Origin of the sequence: Chitinophaga niastensis (assembly GCF_003014755.1) — a bacterium.
Classification (GTDB): domain Bacteria; phylum Bacteroidota; class Bacteroidia; order Chitinophagales; family Chitinophagaceae; genus Chitinophaga; species Chitinophaga niastensis.
In genome coordinates this window covers 143,420-160,710 of the sequence record NZ_PYAW01000008.1, presented here as the reverse complement: position 1 = coordinate 160,710, position 17,291 = coordinate 143,420, and the positions used below count along the sequence as shown (strand labels likewise).

The window sequence follows — 17,291 nt, the reverse complement described above, 5'->3', positions numbered from 1 at the left end:
ACCACTTAGCACCATAACACCACCATTCCCATATTGTTCATTCTTTTTCATTTATAATTTGGCTACCATTGTAAATTATTCTAAACCGATGAAGAAAATCTCACTACTAATTGTATTAATTGCGGTGGCTTATATGCCGCTGCAGGCGCAACCCGGGAAAGGTAACAGATGGAGCCGCGACGGTCAGTCTGTTCTGAAAGCAGAAGCCACCGGCATTGTAGCCTATCCCTTATCAGGTAAGCCATCTGAAATAAAAGTGCCGGCCAGCAGCTATACGCCTGCAGGTAGTAGCCACGCACTGGCAGTTAAAGATTTTTATTTTTCTGCAGATGAAAAAAAATTACTCCTCTACACCAATACTAAAAAAGTATGGCGTTATGAAACCAGGGGCGATTACTGGGTGCTGGATATTGCTACCGGCAAACTACAACAGCTGGGGAAAGGTAAGCCAGTGGCTTCTCTGATGTTTGCTAAACTTTCACCAGACGGTAACAAAGCCGCCTACGTAAGTGATCATAATATCTATGTGGAAGATCTCAGCAAAGGAAGTATCACTGCACTTACAACCGATGGTACCCGCCGTTTTATTAATGGTACTTTCGATTGGGCCTATGAAGAAGAATTTGGCTGCCGCGACGGTTTCCGCTGGAGCCCCGATGGCAACAGCATTGCCTACTGGCAGATTGATGCCACCAGGATCCGCGACTTTCTCATGATTAACAATACGGATTCTATTTACTCTTTTACAATACCGGTAGAATACCCTGTAGCAGGTGAGAGCCCTTCTGCTTGTCGTATAGGCGTTGCCGATATACGTACTGCTAAAACAACCTGGATGCAGGTTCCAGGTGATCAGCAACAACATTATATTCCACGTATGGAATGGATGCCCGGTAAAAATGAACTGATCATTCAGCAACTTAACCGCAAACAAAACGATAGCAAGATCATGATTTGTGATGCAGCTAATGGTAAAGCACATACGTTGTATGAAGAAAAGGACAGCGCCTGGATTGATGTAAAATCACGTTGGGATGATGATAATATTGCTGGTTGGGATTTTATCCGCAACGGTAAGTCATTCATCTGGGTAAGTGAGCAGGACGGCTGGCGCCATCTCTATAACATTACAGCAGACGGAGGAAAAGCAACGCTGCTTACACCCGGCAACTACGATGTTATCAGCATTGCTAAAATTGACGAAGCCAATAACGAGATCTATTTCCTGGCCTCACCGGAAAACCCTACACAACAATATCTCTATAAAGTATCATTAAACGGTGGCAAAGCAACACGCATTACACCTGCCAATGAGCCGGGTTCTCATGAATATAAAATTTCTCCTTATGGTACCTGGGCAATACACGAATTCAGCAACGCATTTACTTACCCGGTTTCGGAAAACGTACAGCTGCCGGCACATACCAGCAGCAGCAATGCCGTGTTAAATGCACTGAAAAAATCAGCTGAAGCACCCAATAAAGTAGCATATTTCCAGGTAACAACAGTAGATGGTATTACCATGGATGGCTGGATGAGCAAGCCCGCCAGCTTTGATTCTGCTAAAAAATACCCGGTGGTATTTTATGTATATGGTGAACCTGCCGGTGCTACCACACTCGATGCTATAGGGGCTGGTCGCAACTTCCTGTATGATGGCGACATGTCAGCCGATGGCTACATCTATGTATCCATTGATAACCGTGGTACCCCATTGCCCAAAGGGCGTGACTGGCGGAAATGCGTATATCGTAAAGTAGGGTTGATCAATGCCCGTGATCAGGCAATGGGCGCAAAAGCACTGATGAAAAAATTCCCGTTCATTGACCCGGAACGTACTGCAGTATGGGGCTGGAGCGGCGGAGGTTCTATGACGCTCAACCTGATGTTCCAATATCCGGAGATCTATAAAACAGGGATTGCTATTGCCGCTGTAGGCAATCAGCTTACCTATGATAATATCTACCAGGAACGTTATATGGGCTTACCGGAAGAGAACCGCGAGGACTTTGTGAAAGGTTCTCCCATCACTTACGCCCGCAACCTGAAAGGTAACCTGTTGTATATTCATGGTACCGGCGATGATAACGTGCATTATCAGAATGCTGAAATGCTGCTGAATGAATTGATAAAATACAATAAACAGTTCCAGTTCATGTCCTATCCAAACCGTACCCACGCCATATCTGAAGGTCCGGGTACTTACGAGCACTTATCTACTTTATATACTACTTATCTGCGTGCGCATTGCCAACCAGGTGGGAAATAGCTTTTAGCGATTAGCAATTAGCTTTTAGAAAAAATGCAGCGGAGACCAGCATATGCTTTTATCTCCGCTGCATTTTTTCTAAAAGCTAATTGCTAATCGCTAAAAGCTGTAACTTCGCCTCCCTAAAATGAAAATTATGTCCAAGACAGGTATTATTGGTGTGTTAGCTGCGCTGCTGGTAATTGTATGCGCCTTTTTTCCATGGTCTGTTATCGAAAGCAGGCACCTGGTATTTACGGGCGTTAACGGCACCGGCTCCAGTTATGGAGAACCTGGAAAATTGAATATTGTGCTGTCGGTAATGGCAATTATCCTGTTCCTGGTTAAGAATAGCTGGATTTCTAAAATAAACCTGTTTGTAGGCGGTTTCCTCGCAGCATGGACTTTACGCAATATGTTGTTGTATGCCCGTTGTGAAATGGGAGAGTGTCCACAACCCGGTGTAGCGCTGTATATATCGCTGGCTGCCGCATTGGTGGTATTTGGCTGCGTGTTGTTTACGCGTACCGGTAAATAATATTAAAACAGTTTATGCAACATCCAGGCGCCGAGAAAAACTCCGGCGCCCATTAACCAGTAACGTAAGATAATAGGTAACGGCCGCTGAGCAGTGATTTTAGCTTTCATAAAACTGAAGACAGTTAATCCCAGGAAAACCAGCATGATACTGGTCTGAGAGGCCGCATTGAAATTTTCGTTAGAGAGATAAGGCCCCAGCGACATGGCTCCTCCCAATAAAAAAAAGAATCCCGTAAACAGTGCACTCCTTACAGCACGGGAATGACTAAACGTAGTTTCCCTTACTTTTTCCTGTTCCAACGTATCCTCCCAGGTTTTGGCATCTTTTACCATTTCATGTTCAATATGCGCAATAGTACGGGCATTGATATCAAGGTGTTGTAGCCTGGATCTTTCCTTATCAGACAACAACGCGCTATCATGTTGTGCATCACCCTTATTGGCCTGAAAGGAGCTGAACATCACCAGCACAGCGCCTATCAGCCAGATGCATAAATGAATGGTGTAGAATGTTTGTACTTCAATCGGAAATGTCTGAATGATCTGCGTTGCAAAGAACAACAGGAAAAGCCCGTCGGGAAAGCCGATTAAGAAGTCTGTTTTCCATCCGGAACTGCGGATGGCCTTATGGGATGTTGTCATACAGGTATTAGCTAAAGGCTGCCTCCATACTTTTTTGGATGATTTGTACACAGTCCGCTATCTGTGTGGCGTTAATAGACAGAGGAGGTGCAAACCGTATTTTATCGCCATGTGTTGGCTTGGCCAGCAGGCCATTTTCTTTTAAAGTAAGACAGAGGTCCCAGGCGGCTTCCGGGTCTTTATGCTGGATCACAATGGCATTCAATAGCCCTTTTCCGCGGACCGTTGTAATATAAGGAGATGATAGCTGTTGTAGACCATTGCGGAGCAATTGTCCCATTGCAGTGGCGTTTTCAGCCATATGTTCATCTTTCAATACCTGCAGCGAAGTGATGGCTACTTTACAAGCCAGCGGGTTGCCGCCATAAGTAGAGCCATGTTCACCTGGCTTGATGGTTAGCATAATTTCATCATCTGCTAATACCGCACTTACCGGCAATGTGCCACCGGACAAGGCTTTACCGAGAATTAAAATATCAGGACGCACATTTTCATGATCACAGGCCAGCATCTTACCGGTACGGGCCAATCCTGTTTGTATTTCATCTGCTATAAATAATACGTTGGCATCCTGGCAATATTGTTTTGCTTTGGACAGGTATCCTTCATCGGGCACCATAACGCCTGCCTCTCCCTGTATGGGTTCTACCAGGAAGCCTGCCACATTTTTATCCTGTAAAGCTTGTTCCAGCGCGGTAAGGCTGTTATAAGGAATTACTTCATAACCCGGCATAAAAGGGCCAAAGTTATTACGTGCAGACGGATCAGTACTAAAGGAAATAATATTCAGGGTACGTCCATGGAAGTTATTGGCACAAACAATAATTTTTGCTTTGTTTTCGGGTACACCCTTTACCATATAGGCCCAGCGGCGACAAAGCTTCAGCGCTGTTTCCACCGCTTCCACACCCGTATTCATGGGCAGTACCTTATCGTATCCGAAATAGCTGGTGATGTATTGGGAATATTCCCCCAGCAAATCATTATGAAAAGCCCGGGAGGTAAGCGTGAGTTTTTTCGCTTGTTCTATCAGTGTAGCAATGATCTTAGGATGGCAATGTCCCTGGTTTACTGCAGAATAACCTGATAAAAAATCGTAATAACGTTTTCCATCTACATCCCACAGGTAAACACCTTCCCCGCGATCCAGTACAACCGGCAACGGGTGGTAGTTGTGGGCGCCATACTGTTCTTCCAGAGCTAAGTAATGCTGTGACTTTTCGCTAATCGTAAATGAAGGTATCATACCTCAAAAGTAAGGCATTTCGCAGAAAGGCGGAGAGGATTGTAGCGATTTTTGTCTTTCTCCCGATTAGGCTGATTATACTGATTACCCTGATTTTTTTTATGATTTAAAAAGATTAGCGAAGATAAAAGCGGATATACTCGTTTTCATCTTCGCTAATCTTTTTAAATCTTTCAAAATCAGAAAAATGAAAATCAGCGTAATCAGTATAATCAGCCTAATCGGGAGAAAGACAAAATTATCCCTTTAAATTCTTTACAAGATCCACATACTCCTGCATAGCCACCTCTTTTGTTTTTCCTTTTAGCTCCGTCCATGCTTCATGCTTGGCTTTGGCTACAAAATCAAACATATTGGATGGAGGATCGGTGTCCACATCGCCGGTAGTACCTTGTTTGTACAGGGCGTATAACTGCAGCAATATCTCATTAGATGGTTTCTCCGGCAGTGTTTTGCTTTCGGCAACGGCATTCTCAAATTGATTAACAAGTTCCATGGTCGTGATTAATTTTAATTATTTAACAAGGCGGTTTGAGCTGTTCTTTTTTTCTGCTATGTTTATAAAGTTGAGCATTAAAAGTTAATATATCAAAAAAAGCCGTCCCGGCTGTTCCTATCTCCCTAAAAACCAAACAACAAAACATAATCACTAATCGCATTAACTAATGAACTAATTTCAATACCTTTGCCGGCTGAAAAGGTTTAATGGATTACGTTACGATAAGCCTACGGACCAGCAAAACAACATATGAAGAATATTCGCAATTTTTGTATCATTGCCCATATTGACCACGGTAAAAGTACCCTGGCAGATCGCTTACTGGAATTTACCCATACTATTTCTGACCGTGACATGCAGGCCCAGGTGCTGGATGATATGGACCTTGAACGTGAAAAAGGGATCACTATCAAAAGTCACGCTATTCAAATGAGCTATACCGCCAAAAATGGCGAAGAATATATTTTTAACCTGATCGATACGCCCGGACACGTGGATTTCTCTTACGAGGTTTCCCGCGCACTGGCCGCCTGCGAAGGCGCACTGCTGCTGGTAGACGCGGCACAGGGTATCCAGGCACAAACCATTTCCAACTTATACCTGGCATTGGAAAATGATCTCGAAATCATTCCTGTTATCAATAAAATTGATATGCAGGGCGCCATGATCGAGGAAGTGAAAGACCAGATCATTGAGCTGATTGGAGTGAAAGATGAAGATATTCTGCTAGCCTCCGGTAAAACAGGTATCGGTATCGAAGAAATTCTGGAAGCTATCGTTACCCGTATCCCGGCTCCAAAAGGCAGCAATGATGAGCCCCTGCAGGCATTGATCTTCGACAGCGTATTTAACTCTTTCCGTGGAATCATTGCCTATTTCCGCATCTTCAACGGAACCATTAAAAAAGGTGATAAGATCCGCTTTTTTAATAGCGGAGAAGAATATTTTGCAGATGAAGTAGGGATCCTCAAATTAGGACTGGATCCTAAGAAAGAAGTCTTTACCGGTGATGTAGGTTATATCATTACAGGCATCAAGAGCGCTAAGGAAGTAAAAGTAGGTGATACCATCACCCTGGCTAATAATCCTTGTAAGACAGGTATTAACGGATTTCAGGAAGTAAAACCAATGGTATTTGCTGGTATCTATCCTGTGGATACGGATGATTTCGAAGAGCTGCGTGACTGCATGGACAAACTGCAACTCAATGATGCCTCCCTGACCTACGAGCTGGAAACATCCCAGGCTTTGGGCTTCGGCTTCCGTTGCGGATTCCTGGGCATGTTGCACATGGAAATCATCCAGGAACGTCTGGAAAGAGAGTTTAATCAAACGGTGATCACCACTGTTCCGAACGTGGGATTTATTGCACATACCACCAGCGATGGTGTGATCATAGTAAATAACCCGAGTGAAATGCCCGATCCTACCAAACTGGAGAAGATCGAGGAACCTTTCATCCGCGCGCAGATCATCACCAAACCAGAGTACATCGGCAACATCATGACGCTGTGCTTAGGTAAACGTGGTATCCTGCTTAACCAGAGCTACCTCACTACCACGCGTGTAGAGCTGATGTTTGAAATACCACTGACAGAAATCGTATTTGACTTTTATGATAAGCTGAAAAGCCAGACCCGTGGCTACGCTTCCTTCGATTATTCGCCCATCGGTTTCCGCGATAGTGATATCGTGAAAATGGATATCCTGCTGAATAACGAAAAAGTAGATGCCCTGAGTGCGCTGATTCACCGTAGTCGTGCACAGGAATTTGGTCGTAAGCTGACAGAAAAACTGAAGGAACTGTTGCCACGTCAGCAATTCCTTATCGCTATCCAGGCAGCTATCGGTGCTAAGATCGTAGCCCGTGAAAACATCAGCGCTATGCGTAAAGATGTAACTGCGAAATGTTATGGTGGTGATATCTCCCGTAAACGTAAGTTGCTGGAGAAACAGAAAGAAGGTAAAAAACGTATGCGTCAGATAGGTAACGTAGAAATACCACAGGAGGCGTTCCTGGCGGTATTGAAGCTGGACGATTAATAAGCAATTAGCTTTTAGCAAAAATGCAGCGGAGATAACATTATCTCCGCTGCATTTTTGTTAAAAGCTAATTACTAAAAGCTAATTGCTTATTTTGAGGAAAACCAATTTCTTATGCGATCTCTAGTCGTTTCTTTAGCAGTTATATTTTCTATTTTATCCTCAGCAGCATTACGGGCGCAGGAAGCGCCGCTGGCAGCTGACAAGGTAGTAAAAGAAGCCTGTGCCAAGGCTGCCGGCAAACATAAAAAAGTATTCATCATTTTTCACGCCTCCTGGTGTGGATGGTGCCATAAAATGGATACCGCAATGAATGATGTGTCCATTAAAAAATCTTTTGAAGATAATTATGAAATCCGACACATCACGGTGCTGGAAAATGGCGCAAAAAAAACGCTGGAAAACCCCGGGGGTAGTGAATTGCTGCAGAAATACCATGGAGCAGATCAGGGCATTCCCTTCTGGCTGGTTTTAGATACCAATGGTGAACTGCTGGCAGATAGCCGCGTGAAAGGAATGAATGATAAAATGCAGAACGTAGGTTGCCCCAGTCAGAAAGAAGAAGTGGACTACTTTATCAGTGTATTGGAAAAAACGTCTAAAATGAAACCCGCAGCGCTGGAAGCAGTGCGGGTACAATTTAGTAAGATAGGCGGATAAAAGCCATTTATTTATGTTGTGATTTTGAGATGTATATCCGATAAATACCTCTCAAAATCACAACATACTATCATCAATACAGCTTCACTTTAAAGCGGTATTTCCCCTTAAAATATTCCTTTAGTTTTATCATCTCATGTGATTGTTTGGTGATCCAGAAAATGGCATAAGCTTCAGGCTCATACTGAATGCGCATCGTCCAGCATTTAACACCAGCTTCGCCGTTTAAGGCAATTGTTTCTTCTCCTGTAATTTCATATGTGTAATAGGCAGGCTTAGGTCCGTTGGGGTCAAAGAAAGCGATGACAAATTTTTGTCCTGCTTTTTTGATAGGCAACAACCCAAATGTTTCCATATCCATTTCCCAGTTAAAGATAGGGAGATCCAGTTTTGTTATTTTCCCATCGGGCACTTTGTTACCTGCCACCGTATCAGATTTCATCATATAACCATTTTTGAAATCATATGCTAATATTCCCCTTGATGGAAAATAAGTGGATTCAAATATTGGTGCAAAGGTAGCTGCATCTGCAACGCCGGTTACTTCGCGTGCAATACTGTCATGACGATACCATTGCCATTTAAACGCCACTACCGGTTTATTATCGCGGGTAGTAGTACGCAGGGAACGTACCCAGAGGTCTGTGTAACCAGGCTTTTGTGTGGCACTGTCCATCAGGTAAACAAGGTACGAGGCGGTTTGCGTTTTTACGCGCGACATCACTAATTTATGGTTGCTGGCATTGATAGTGTCTGTCTGGGCGAAAACTATGCTGGCAAAAGAACTCAGCGCCGCCACAATTAGGGTGAATTTTCTCATTAGGCTAGTAGATTATGATAATAAATCTACGGTTGCACAAACATAGCATTTGTCAAATTAGGATATATGGTGATCTGTTATGTTAGATGGTAATTCAAACAATTTTTGTACTTTAACGGTCCTATCGCACACCAACCAATCCTCCCGGTTAATCATTTATTACAACAATCTATTCATATGCACCTGACTGCACGGGAAACCGAAAAACTATTACTGCACCTGGCCGGTGAGCTGGCAGAAAAAAGAAAAGCACGTGGCTTGCTGCTCAATTATCCGGAAGCCATTGCACTGATCAGCAGCCGCTTGATGGAAGCTGCCCGCGACGGCAAAACTGTAGCGGAACTCATGAACTACGGTGCTACCATTCTCACCCGTGAAGAGGTGATGGAAGGCATCCCGGAAATGATTCACGAAATACAGATTGAAGCTACTTTTCCAGACGGCACTAAACTGGTGACCGTACATGATCCAATTCGCTAACCATTAAATTTTATGAAGATGATCCCCGGAGAATACTTTTTAAAGCAAGGCGATATCATTGCCAATGCGGGCCGTAAAACGGTAAGGATAAGTGTGGTGAATATAGGCGACCGGCCTGTACAAATTGGTTCCCATTGCCATTTTTTTGAAGTCAACCGTATGATGTCTTTTCCCCGTGAAGCAGCTTTTGGTATGCGGCTTAATATTCCTTCCGGCAATGCAGTGCGTTTTGAGCCGGGAGAAGCCAAAGAGGTGGAACTGGTAGCACTGGGCGGCAACAAACGTGCTATGGGTATCAATAACCTCGTTAATGGTGATACCACTGATCCTGTTGTAAAAGCTGCGAGCCTGGAAAAAGCGGCATTGCTGAACTTTAAATCTGAACAACTATGAGTTTATCTATCAGCAAAACAAAATATGTAAATATGTACGGTCCCACTACCGGCGACCGTGTACGACTGGCAGATACTGATCTGATCATAGAAATAGAAAAGGACTACAACGTATATGGGGATGAAAGCAAATTCGGCGGCGGCAAAAGTGTACGTGATGGTATGGCGCAATCCGCCACAGCCTTGCGTAGCGAAGGGGTGCTTGATTTTGTGATCACCAATGTAATGATCATCGACCATTGGGGAATTGTGAAAGGAGATATAGGTATTAAAGATGGGAAGATTGTGGCCATCGGACAGGCAGGTAATCCCGATACGATGGATGGAGTACATCCGCAGCTCATCATTGGTGCCGCTACGGAAATACACAACGGTGCTAATCTTATTGCTACCGCCGGTGGTATCGACACACATATCCATTTTATTTGTCCGCACCAGATAGATCATGCGCTTTTCAGTGGCATTACCACCCTGATTGGCGGCGGTACAGGGCCGGCCGATGGCACCAGTGCCACTACCGTTACACCCGGTAAATGGAACATACAACGCATGTTACAGGCAGCCGAAGCCTATCCCGTAAACCTGGGTTTCTTTGGCAAAGGTAATTGCGCTACTACCGGGCCTTTGGTGGAACAAATTGCCGCCGGTGCTTTAGGATTAAAGATCCATGAAGACTGGGGCGCCACGCCGGCCGTAATAGATGCCTCCCTGAAAGTGGCCGATGAACTGGATGTGCAGATAGCCATTCATACGGATACATTAAATGAAGCCGGTTTCCTGGAAGATACCCTGAATGCTATCAACGGCCGCGTAATTCATACTTTTCATACAGAAGGCGCCGGTGGCGGCCATGCACCGGATATTATCCGCGCTGCCTCGTTTCCGAATGTATTGCCGGCATCTACCAATCCTACCCGTCCGTATACCGTGAATACCATTGATGAGCACCTGGATATGCTGATGGTATGTCACCACCTGGATAAAAATGTACCGGAAGATGTGGCTTTTGCCGATTCCCGCATTCGTCCGGAAACCATTGCTGCAGAGGATATCCTGCATGATATGGGTGTATTCAGTATCATGAGTTCCGACTCACAGGCAATGGGTCGTATAGGCGAGGTAGTTATACGCACCTGGCAAACAGCAGATAAGATGAAGAAGCAACGTGGCGCTCTGGAAGAAGATAAGGAAAGCGAAAATGATAACTTCCGCGTAAAACGTTACATCGCTAAATATACCATCAACCCCGCTATTACGCATGGCATCTCGGATTACATAGGCTCCCTGGAACCCGGTAAGATGGCGGACCTGGTGCTTTGGAAACCTGCATTTTTTGGTGTGAAACCGGAGATGATCATCAAAGGAGGTATGATTAACGCCAGCAGAATGGGCGACCCCAATGCTTCTATCCCTACGCCACAACCTGTTATCTACCGGCATATGTTTGGTGCCCATGGTAAAGCTTTGTTGCATACAAGTGTATTATTCGTATCTGCGTTGTCGTTAGAAAAAGGAATTGCAGAAGAATACGGTTTGCAAAAGAAATTATTGCCTGTACATAATTGCCGGAATATCTCTAAAAAAGACCTGATCCATAATGATAAAACGCCGGATATACGGGTGAATCCGGAAACTTACGAGGTGCGCGTAGATGGAGAAAAGATTACCTGCGAACCTTTGAAAGAATTGGCAATGGCACAACGGTATTTTTTATTTTAAGCAGCGAAACATATGTTGATACGTGAAATTATTGGTAATACGCTGACGCATACACGCAGTAGTAAGGAAACGGACCTGCTGCCATTGGAATGGTTTGAAACTACCCGTCGTATTCAGCGTAAACATACTACCGGCGGGCGTGAAGTGGCATTGAAATTTACAAAGGAAGGACAGCAACTGCAGCAGAACGACATTCTGTACCAGGACGACGAACTCTCCATTGTAGTAGATATCCTTCCATGTGAGGCTATTGTTATCAGTCCGCGTAACATGCCGGAAATGGCAAAGGTATGCTATGAAATAGGCAATAAACATTTGCCATTATTCCTGGAAGGAGAGCAGCTGCTGATTCCGGCAGACGAGCCACTGTTCCGTTGGCTGCATGCTGCCGGGTATGCTGTAACCAAAGAACATCGTAAGCTGTTAAATATTTTGCGCACTAACGTACAACCACATACGCATGGTTACAACGGCCCTTCTTTTTTTGAGAAGATATTAGAACTGGCATCAAAATAACTGATATGGAACAGCATTACCTGGGAAGCTTATTACACCTGGCAGACAGCACGTTGCCCATTGGAAGTTATGCGCATTCGGCTGGCCTGGAAACCTTTGTGCAGCAGGGATTGGTGCATAATGCCGCTACTGCTGCCACCTTCGTGCGTAATATGCTCCGGAATAGTATACAATTTAATGATGCTGCTTTTATGAGCCTGGCTTATGCTACTGCTGCCCATAACAATATTGAGGAGCTGTTGGAATTACATCAACTGTGTACTGCAGTGAAAGCGCCACGGGAAATCCGGGAAGCCAGCCATAAGCTGGGTGCCCGTCTCACGCGTATTTTCAGCCGTAAATATGATAGCCCTTTAATCACGCAATATGAAACCAGCATTGGTATCGGACCACATTATTGCCTTGTATTTGGCGTGTATGCTTCCCTGTTAGAGATCCCGTTAGCTGCTGCCTTATTCGCCTTTTATTACAATGCTGCCGCCGCTATGGTAACCAATTGTGTAAAGCTGGTTCCCCTCGGACAAATGGATGGACAAGACATTATTTTCGATTTACAACCATTACTAAAAGAATTGACTGCGGCTACCTTGAAGCCGGATAAATCATTGCTGGGCCTGTGTAATCCGGGATTTGATATCCGGAGTATGCAGCATGAAAGATTGTATAGCAGGTTATATATGTCTTAATCTCCCGGAAAAAAAATAACTAGCATGACTACACGTGAATATATAAAAATAGGCGTAGCCGGTCCTGTGGGCTCCGGTAAAACCGCATTGATAGAGCGATTGACACGCCACATGGCAAAAGATTACAACGTGGCGGTGATCACCAACGATATTTATACGAAGGAAGATGCGGAATTTCTCACGCAAAATAGTCTCCTGCCCCCTGAAAAAATTATAGGCGTAGAAACCGGCGGATGCCCGCATACAGCCATCCGCGAGGATGCCAGCATGAACCTGGAAGCAGTGGAAGAAATGGTGCGTCGTTTCCCGGATATTGAAATCATCTTCATTGAAAGCGGAGGTGATAACCTCTCCGCCACCTTTAGTCCTGATCTGGCAGATGTAACCATCTTTGTAATTGATGTAGCAGAAGGAGATAAGATTCCGCGTAAAGGGGGGCCGGGCATTACCCGCTCCAATTTGCTGGTGATCAACAAAATAGACCTGGCTCCTTATGTGCACGCAGACCTGGGTGTTATGGAACGCGATGCGCGTAAAATGCGAGTGGGACAGCCTTTCGTATTCACCGACCTGATGAGCGGGCAGGGGCTGGACGACGTCATTAACTGGATTAAACGATATGCATTATTGGAAGATATTGCCGCACCTAACCTGTTGACATGATCAGTGAGCTAAAAATATTAACAGGTAAAAGAACGGATAGTGCGCATACTTATCTGAAAGAAAGTTATTGTACACGCCCTTTTAAAATTGCCAATGTGCGGGAAGATCGTACAGATCCTGTATTGCGGCTGATGATGATGAGTTCTTCTCCGGGGATGCTGGATAAAGACCATTACCAGCTGGATATAACCGTGGCTGCGGGTACCTCATTACACCTGCAAACGCAGGCGTATCAGCGTTTATTCAGCATGGAAACAGGCGCGCAGCAACAAATGACGGTGCGGCTACAGCCTAGGAGCACCTTTACTTTTTTGCCGCATCCGTTGGTACCGCATGAAAATGCCACCTACACTGCGCACACAGATCTGCACCTGGCGGTAGATTGCCGGCTCATCTGGAGCGAGATCATCACCTGCGGCCGCAAATTAAATGGAGAGGTATTCCTGTTTTCAAAACTGCATAGCATTACACAGGTGTATCACGAAGAACAATTGCTGCTGAGAGACAACCTGCTCATGCAGCCTGGCCTCATGGATTTTGAGGCAATGGGATGGATGGAAGGCTACACCCACCAGGCCACTTTCCTGTTTTTTGATACCCATACAAATACAACATTGAATGAAATTACGGATAGGCTTCACCGTTACCTGGATACGCAGCCGGCGCTACTGGCGGGTGTTTCCCGTACCCATGGAAGTGGCGTGATGGTGAGGCTGCTTGGCCAGGGCGGAGAGCAGCTGCATGCATGTTTGCAGCAATTGGTGGGGCTTTTATCTTCCTAAATAATTATTATGTCGCTCATCAATAACAGCTTATTGCTAACGGCTATCACTATCAGCTGTCTGCATACCGCATCAGGGCCGGATCATTATGTTCCCTTTATTGTTTTTTCACGCACCCGCAAATGGCCGGTGGCTAAAACTATTGGCTGGACGGCACTCTGTGGCCTGGGGCATGTACTCAGTTCCCTGGTGATTGGCATGATAGGCGTAGTGTTGGGCTGGCAGCTGTCGCGCTTTACGGCCATTACGGAAGTACGTGGTGGTATTGCGGGCTGGGCATTACTGACACTGGGGCTTTTTTACCTCATATGGGGAATGTACAAGGCTATCGCCAACAGGCCGCATAAACATTTTGATGTGTATGAAGATGGCGATATGTATGTTTACAAGCATCGGCATAATGAAGCGTATGTGGCGCCACAGCAGCGCATTCGCGTAACACCGTGGATATTGTTTGTCATATTTGTAATGGGGCCTTCGGAGCCATTACTACCACTGTTATTTTATCCTGCTGCGCAGCAGTCGGTAACCGGTATCATTACGCTGGTGGTCACTTTTACCATCTTTACTATCATCACTATGATAGTGATGGTGGTCCTGGGCTATTATGGTTTTTCTATGCTGAAACCTGTTACCACAGAACGTTATATGCCGGCAATCAGTGGCGCAGCAGTTACGCTTTGTGGGGTAGGCATGGTTTTTATGGGTTGGTGAACTGTTTACCCGTTTAACCTGTTAATACCAGATAAACCTTTACCATATGCGAAAATGGCTCAGGATCACGCTTATTACCGGAGGTATATTCGTCGGACTCATTGTATTGTTATTCCTTGGTATGACCTGGTATATACATGCCAACAAAGCCGCTTTTTTAAAGCAAATCACTTCGCAAATGAATGGGCGCCTCAATGGTAATATTACCATTGCAGACATGGAACCCTCGCTGCTAAAGAGTTTTCCCAATGTATCCATCGGATTAAAAAAAGTAGTATTGCAGGATAGCCTCTGGCAACAACACCATCATGCATTGCTGGACGTAGACTATATTTTCGTACGGGTGAACACGTTATCCCTGTTACGCAAGCATATAGACATCACTGATATTAGCCTGCAGAACGGAACCATTTATCTGTATACCGATACAACGGGCTATTCCAATACCTATGTGTTGCAGGCCAAATCTTCCGGAGAAAAAAACGGCAATACAAAAGATGCTAATATCAAGCGACTGATGCTCGAGAATATCAGTTTTGTAATAGACAATAAACAGAAACTCAAACTATTTCACCTGGATGTTAAACGGCTGGATGGCAGGCTGAATAACAATGACAGCAGTATGCAGTTTATTATGTTGTCGGATATACTGGCGAAAGATTTTGCATTTAATACCAACAAAGGCAGTTATCTGAAAGATAAAGAACTGCAATTGAATCTATCCTTATACTTTAACAAGCGTACAAAGATCCTGCAAATACCACAGCAGGAAATCAGGATAGATCATCACCCGATTTTGATAGGCGGGCAATTTACCTTCGGAGAAAAACCGCCGGCATTTCGGCTGAAGATCAATGCCAACCAGGTGTTGCTGCAGGATGCTGCTTCCTGGTTATCGCCTAATATCAATACCAAATTAAGCAACATTGCACTAAGAAAGCCGCTGGATGCAGAAGCTGACCTGGAAGGGCATATGAAATACCGCGATACGCCCCGCGTATTGATTACATGGAAAACTACCAATAATGTACTGGTAAGTACCATGGGAGAGTGGACCAACTGTCATTTTACCGGAAGATTTAATAATGAGGTAATAGCAGGGCAGGGGCATAATGATGAAAATTCTGCTGTCAATATTTTTCAGCTGGGTGCTACACTAGGTGGCATTCCACTGAAGGCGGATGCCATCCGGGTGGTGAATCTGAAACAGCCATTGTTACATGGGCATTTTCGTTCGCAGTTCGCTTTAACCAATCTGAATAATGCGTCGCAAACCGGCCCGATATTGTTTAAAGACGGCAACGCTAATGCGGATCTATATTACACAGGACCAGTGTTAAAAGACGATAACACGGCTTCTTCTCTGCAAGGGAATGTGCAGGTACAGAAAGGCGCCTTTACTTACATACCGCGTAACCTATCTTTTCATAATGCCAATGCCACGTTGCGTTTCACCGGTCAGGATCTGGTGCTGGATGATATACATATTCAAACAGATAAAAGTAGTTTGCAGATGGATGGCATCGTAAAAAATCTGCTGAACTTTTATTTTACCACACCGGATAAAATAGAATTGAATTGGACTATTCGCAGTCCGTTGGTAGACCTCAATGAATTTAAGAGTTTCCTGACGTCACGTCAAAAAGCGAAACTATCTCCCAGCCAACAAAAAGCGAAGATGACGCGCGTATCCAGACAATTGGATGTAGTATTGGAAAACAGCAATGTAAAGATGCAGGTACAGCTGGATAAAGTGATTTATCAGCATTTTATTGCGCAGGGAGTAAAAGCTGCGCTTGCACTAACGAAAACGGATATACTATTAAATCAGATTACGTTACAACATGCCGGCGGCAGCATGCAGCTGGCCGGGAGTGTGCATCAGCAGGGAAATAATAATACTTTTCAGCTGAACACAACTATCAATAATGTACAGATCAATCAACTATTTTATGCCTTTGATAATTTCGGGCTCTCTTCCCTGAAGTCAGAAAATCTGCGGGGGAACGTGTCGGCCAAGGCAAGCATCAAAGGAAATATACTGGATAATGGTACCCTGGCAAAAAACGCTTTATTTGGTACAGTAAGCTTTAACATAAAGAAGGGGGAGTTGCTGAATTTTGGCCCGCTGGCTGATATCGGGAACATCGCCTTTCGCCGGCGGAGATTAGATAGTATTACTTTTGAGAATCTCTCCAACACCTTACAGGTAGAAGGAAATAAAATTATTATTCCGCAGATGCGCATTGCTTCGAGCGCTATTAACATCGACGTAAACGGGGTATATGGTATTAACACCAGTACCAACATCAACCTGGACGTACCACTACGTAATCCTGCCAAAGATTCTGCCATTACAGATAAAGAAGAAAGACGCAAACGTAGCAATAAAGGCATTGTATTGCACCTGCGTGCTGTTTCGGAGAAAGATGGTAAAGTGAAGATTAAATTAGGGAAAGGAAAATCTGAAGAGTGATTTTGTCTTTCTCCCGATTAGGTTGATTATACTGATTACCCCGATTATTTTTTTCTGATTTTGATTTTTTTAAAAAGATTAGCGAAGATGAGAACGGGTATATCGCTCTTATCTTCGCTAATCTTTTTAAATCCTAAAAAATAATCGAGGTAATCAGTATAATCA

At 44.5% G+C, this 17,291-nt stretch carries 17 protein-coding genes; 13 read left to right on the top strand and 4 right to left on the bottom strand.

Features of this window, described 5'->3' with window-relative positions; genetic code table 11:
* Nucleotides 1-88: 88 nt before the first annotated feature.
* Both CLV51_RS26135 and CLV51_RS26130 read left to right on the top strand, forming a co-directional pair.
* Nucleotides 89-2,269 (top strand): S9 family peptidase, encoded by a 2,181-nt coding sequence (locus CLV51_RS26135; RefSeq protein ID WP_106531063.1) that lies wholly within the window; start codon nucleotides 89-91, stop codon nucleotides 2,267-2,269.
* A gap of 136 nt (nucleotides 2,270-2,405) precedes the next feature.
* Nucleotides 2,406-2,786, top strand: coding sequence for a hypothetical protein (locus CLV51_RS26130; RefSeq protein WP_106531062.1), 381 nt, complete (start codon nucleotides 2,406-2,408; stop codon nucleotides 2,784-2,786).
* A 2-nt stretch (nucleotides 2,787-2,788) separates the two neighbouring features.
* On the opposite strand, the gene CLV51_RS26125 is transcribed toward CLV51_RS26130, so the two are convergent.
* The 3 genes from CLV51_RS26125 to CLV51_RS26115 form a co-directional block, all read right to left on the bottom strand.
* The gene (locus CLV51_RS26125) at nucleotides 2,789-3,430 is read right to left on the bottom strand and encodes a VIT1/CCC1 transporter family protein (RefSeq protein ID WP_106531061.1); all 642 of its coding nucleotides are present in this window, start codon (nucleotides 3,428-3,430) and stop codon (nucleotides 2,789-2,791) included.
* A gap of 7 nt (nucleotides 3,431-3,437) precedes the next feature.
* Nucleotides 3,438-4,676, bottom strand: coding sequence for an ornithine--oxo-acid transaminase (gene rocD, locus CLV51_RS26120; protein ID WP_106531060.1), 1,239 nt, complete (start codon nucleotides 4,674-4,676; stop codon nucleotides 3,438-3,440).
* A gap of 238 nt (nucleotides 4,677-4,914) precedes the next feature.
* Nucleotides 4,915-5,172 (bottom strand): acyl-CoA-binding protein, encoded by a 258-nt coding sequence (locus CLV51_RS26115; protein WP_106531059.1) that lies wholly within the window; start codon nucleotides 5,170-5,172, stop codon nucleotides 4,915-4,917.
* 252 nt (nucleotides 5,173-5,424) lie between these two features.
* Here CLV51_RS26115 and lepA point away from each other — a divergent pair, with 252 nt between their 5' ends.
* Together lepA and CLV51_RS26105 are read left to right on the top strand one after the other, a co-directional pair.
* On the top strand, nucleotides 5,425-7,218 hold the full coding sequence (lepA, locus tag CLV51_RS26110; protein ID WP_106531058.1) for a translation elongation factor 4: 1,794 nt from the start codon (nucleotides 5,425-5,427) through the stop codon (nucleotides 7,216-7,218).
* Between the two features lie 114 nt (nucleotides 7,219-7,332).
* Nucleotides 7,333-7,878, top strand: a complete 546-nt coding sequence (locus tag CLV51_RS26105; RefSeq protein WP_106531057.1) for a thioredoxin family protein — start codon at nucleotides 7,333-7,335, stop codon at nucleotides 7,876-7,878.
* A gap of 73 nt (nucleotides 7,879-7,951) precedes the next feature.
* On the opposite strand, the gene CLV51_RS26100 is transcribed toward CLV51_RS26105, so the two are convergent.
* Nucleotides 7,952-8,698 (bottom strand): DUF3108 domain-containing protein, encoded by a 747-nt coding sequence (locus CLV51_RS26100; RefSeq protein ID WP_106531056.1) that lies wholly within the window; start codon nucleotides 8,696-8,698, stop codon nucleotides 7,952-7,954.
* Between the two features lie 177 nt (nucleotides 8,699-8,875).
* On the opposite strand from CLV51_RS26100, the gene ureA reads away from it, so the two are divergent.
* From ureA to CLV51_RS26055, 9 genes are read left to right on the top strand one after another with little or no spacing between them, the layout of a single operon-like run.
* Entirely contained in the window at nucleotides 8,876-9,178 is a 303-nt protein-coding gene (ureA, locus tag CLV51_RS29685) for an urease subunit gamma (protein ID WP_106531055.1), read from the top strand.
* A gap of 12 nt (nucleotides 9,179-9,190) precedes the next feature.
* The gene (gene ureB, locus CLV51_RS29680; protein WP_245898963.1) at nucleotides 9,191-9,571 is read left to right on the top strand and encodes an urease subunit beta; all 381 of its coding nucleotides are present in this window, start codon (nucleotides 9,191-9,193) and stop codon (nucleotides 9,569-9,571) included.
* Nucleotides 9,568-11,289, top strand: a complete 1,722-nt coding sequence (gene ureC, locus CLV51_RS26085; protein ID WP_106531053.1) for an urease subunit alpha — start codon at nucleotides 9,568-9,570, stop codon at nucleotides 11,287-11,289. The genes ureB and ureC overlap by 4 nt, the downstream gene beginning before the upstream one ends.
* A gap of 12 nt (nucleotides 11,290-11,301) precedes the next feature.
* A complete protein-coding gene (gene ureE / locus CLV51_RS26080; RefSeq protein ID WP_106531052.1) occupies nucleotides 11,302-11,805 on the top strand; it encodes an urease accessory protein UreE in 504 nt (167 codons plus the stop codon).
* Between the two features lie 5 nt (nucleotides 11,806-11,810).
* The gene (locus tag CLV51_RS26075) at nucleotides 11,811-12,491 is read left to right on the top strand and encodes an urease accessory protein UreF (RefSeq protein ID WP_106531051.1); all 681 of its coding nucleotides are present in this window, start codon (nucleotides 11,811-11,813) and stop codon (nucleotides 12,489-12,491) included.
* Nucleotides 12,492-12,515: 24 nt separating this feature from the next.
* Nucleotides 12,516-13,154, top strand: a complete 639-nt coding sequence (ureG, locus tag CLV51_RS26070; RefSeq protein ID WP_106531050.1) for an urease accessory protein UreG — start codon at nucleotides 12,516-12,518, stop codon at nucleotides 13,152-13,154.
* On the top strand, nucleotides 13,151-13,936 hold the full coding sequence (locus tag CLV51_RS26065) for an urease accessory protein UreD (protein WP_106531049.1): 786 nt from the start codon (nucleotides 13,151-13,153) through the stop codon (nucleotides 13,934-13,936). Before ureG ends, CLV51_RS26065 begins: the two co-directional genes overlap by 4 nt.
* 9 nt (nucleotides 13,937-13,945) lie before the next feature.
* Nucleotides 13,946-14,650, top strand: a complete 705-nt coding sequence (locus tag CLV51_RS26060; RefSeq protein ID WP_106531048.1) for a hypothetical protein — start codon at nucleotides 13,946-13,948, stop codon at nucleotides 14,648-14,650.
* Nucleotides 14,651-14,696: 46 nt separating this feature from the next.
* Nucleotides 14,697-17,126: an AsmA family protein gene (locus tag CLV51_RS26055; RefSeq protein WP_106531047.1), complete on the top strand. Its 2,430-nt coding sequence runs from the start codon at nucleotides 14,697-14,699 to the stop codon at nucleotides 17,124-17,126.
* Nucleotides 17,127-17,291 lie beyond the last annotated feature (165 nt).

Excerpts from the sequence above, each read along its gene's own strand:
- CLV51_RS26075 (WP_106531051.1), top strand. The coding sequence starts at position 11,811 with ATGGAACAGCATTACCTGGGAAGCTTATTACACCTGGCAGACAGCACG.
- CLV51_RS26065 (WP_106531049.1), top strand. The coding sequence starts at position 13,151 with ATGATCAGTGAGCTAAAAATATTAACAGGTAAAAGAACGGATAGTGCG.
- CLV51_RS26055 (WP_106531047.1), top strand. The coding sequence starts at position 14,697 with ATGCGAAAATGGCTCAGGATCACGCTTATTACCGGAGGTATATTCGTC.
- CLV51_RS26130 (WP_106531062.1), top strand. The coding sequence starts at position 2,406 with ATGTCCAAGACAGGTATTATTGGTGTGTTAGCTGCGCTGCTGGTAATT.
- CLV51_RS26135 (WP_106531063.1), top strand. The coding sequence starts at position 89 with ATGAAGAAAATCTCACTACTAATTGTATTAATTGCGGTGGCTTATATG.
- CLV51_RS26060 (WP_106531048.1), top strand. The coding sequence starts at position 13,946 with ATGTCGCTCATCAATAACAGCTTATTGCTAACGGCTATCACTATCAGC.
- ureB (WP_245898963.1), top strand. The coding sequence starts at position 9,191 with ATGAAGATGATCCCCGGAGAATACTTTTTAAAGCAAGGCGATATCATT.
- ureC (WP_106531053.1), top strand. The coding sequence starts at position 9,568 with ATGAGTTTATCTATCAGCAAAACAAAATATGTAAATATGTACGGTCCC.
- ureA (WP_106531055.1), top strand. The coding sequence starts at position 8,876 with ATGCACCTGACTGCACGGGAAACCGAAAAACTATTACTGCACCTGGCC.
- CLV51_RS26125 (WP_106531061.1), bottom strand. The coding sequence starts at position 3,430 with ATGACAACATCCCATAAGGCCATCCGCAGTTCCGGATGGAAAACAGAC.
- CLV51_RS26105 (WP_106531057.1), top strand. The coding sequence starts at position 7,333 with ATGCGATCTCTAGTCGTTTCTTTAGCAGTTATATTTTCTATTTTATCC.
- CLV51_RS26115 (WP_106531059.1), bottom strand. The coding sequence starts at position 5,172 with ATGGAACTTGTTAATCAATTTGAGAATGCCGTTGCCGAAAGCAAAACA.
- ureE (WP_106531052.1), top strand. The coding sequence starts at position 11,302 with ATGTTGATACGTGAAATTATTGGTAATACGCTGACGCATACACGCAGT.
- CLV51_RS26100 (WP_106531056.1), bottom strand. The coding sequence starts at position 8,698 with ATGAGAAAATTCACCCTAATTGTGGCGGCGCTGAGTTCTTTTGCCAGC.
- lepA (WP_106531058.1), top strand. The coding sequence starts at position 5,425 with ATGAAGAATATTCGCAATTTTTGTATCATTGCCCATATTGACCACGGT.
- rocD (WP_106531060.1), bottom strand. The coding sequence starts at position 4,676 with ATGATACCTTCATTTACGATTAGCGAAAAGTCACAGCATTACTTAGCT.
- ureG (WP_106531050.1), top strand. The coding sequence starts at position 12,516 with ATGACTACACGTGAATATATAAAAATAGGCGTAGCCGGTCCTGTGGGC.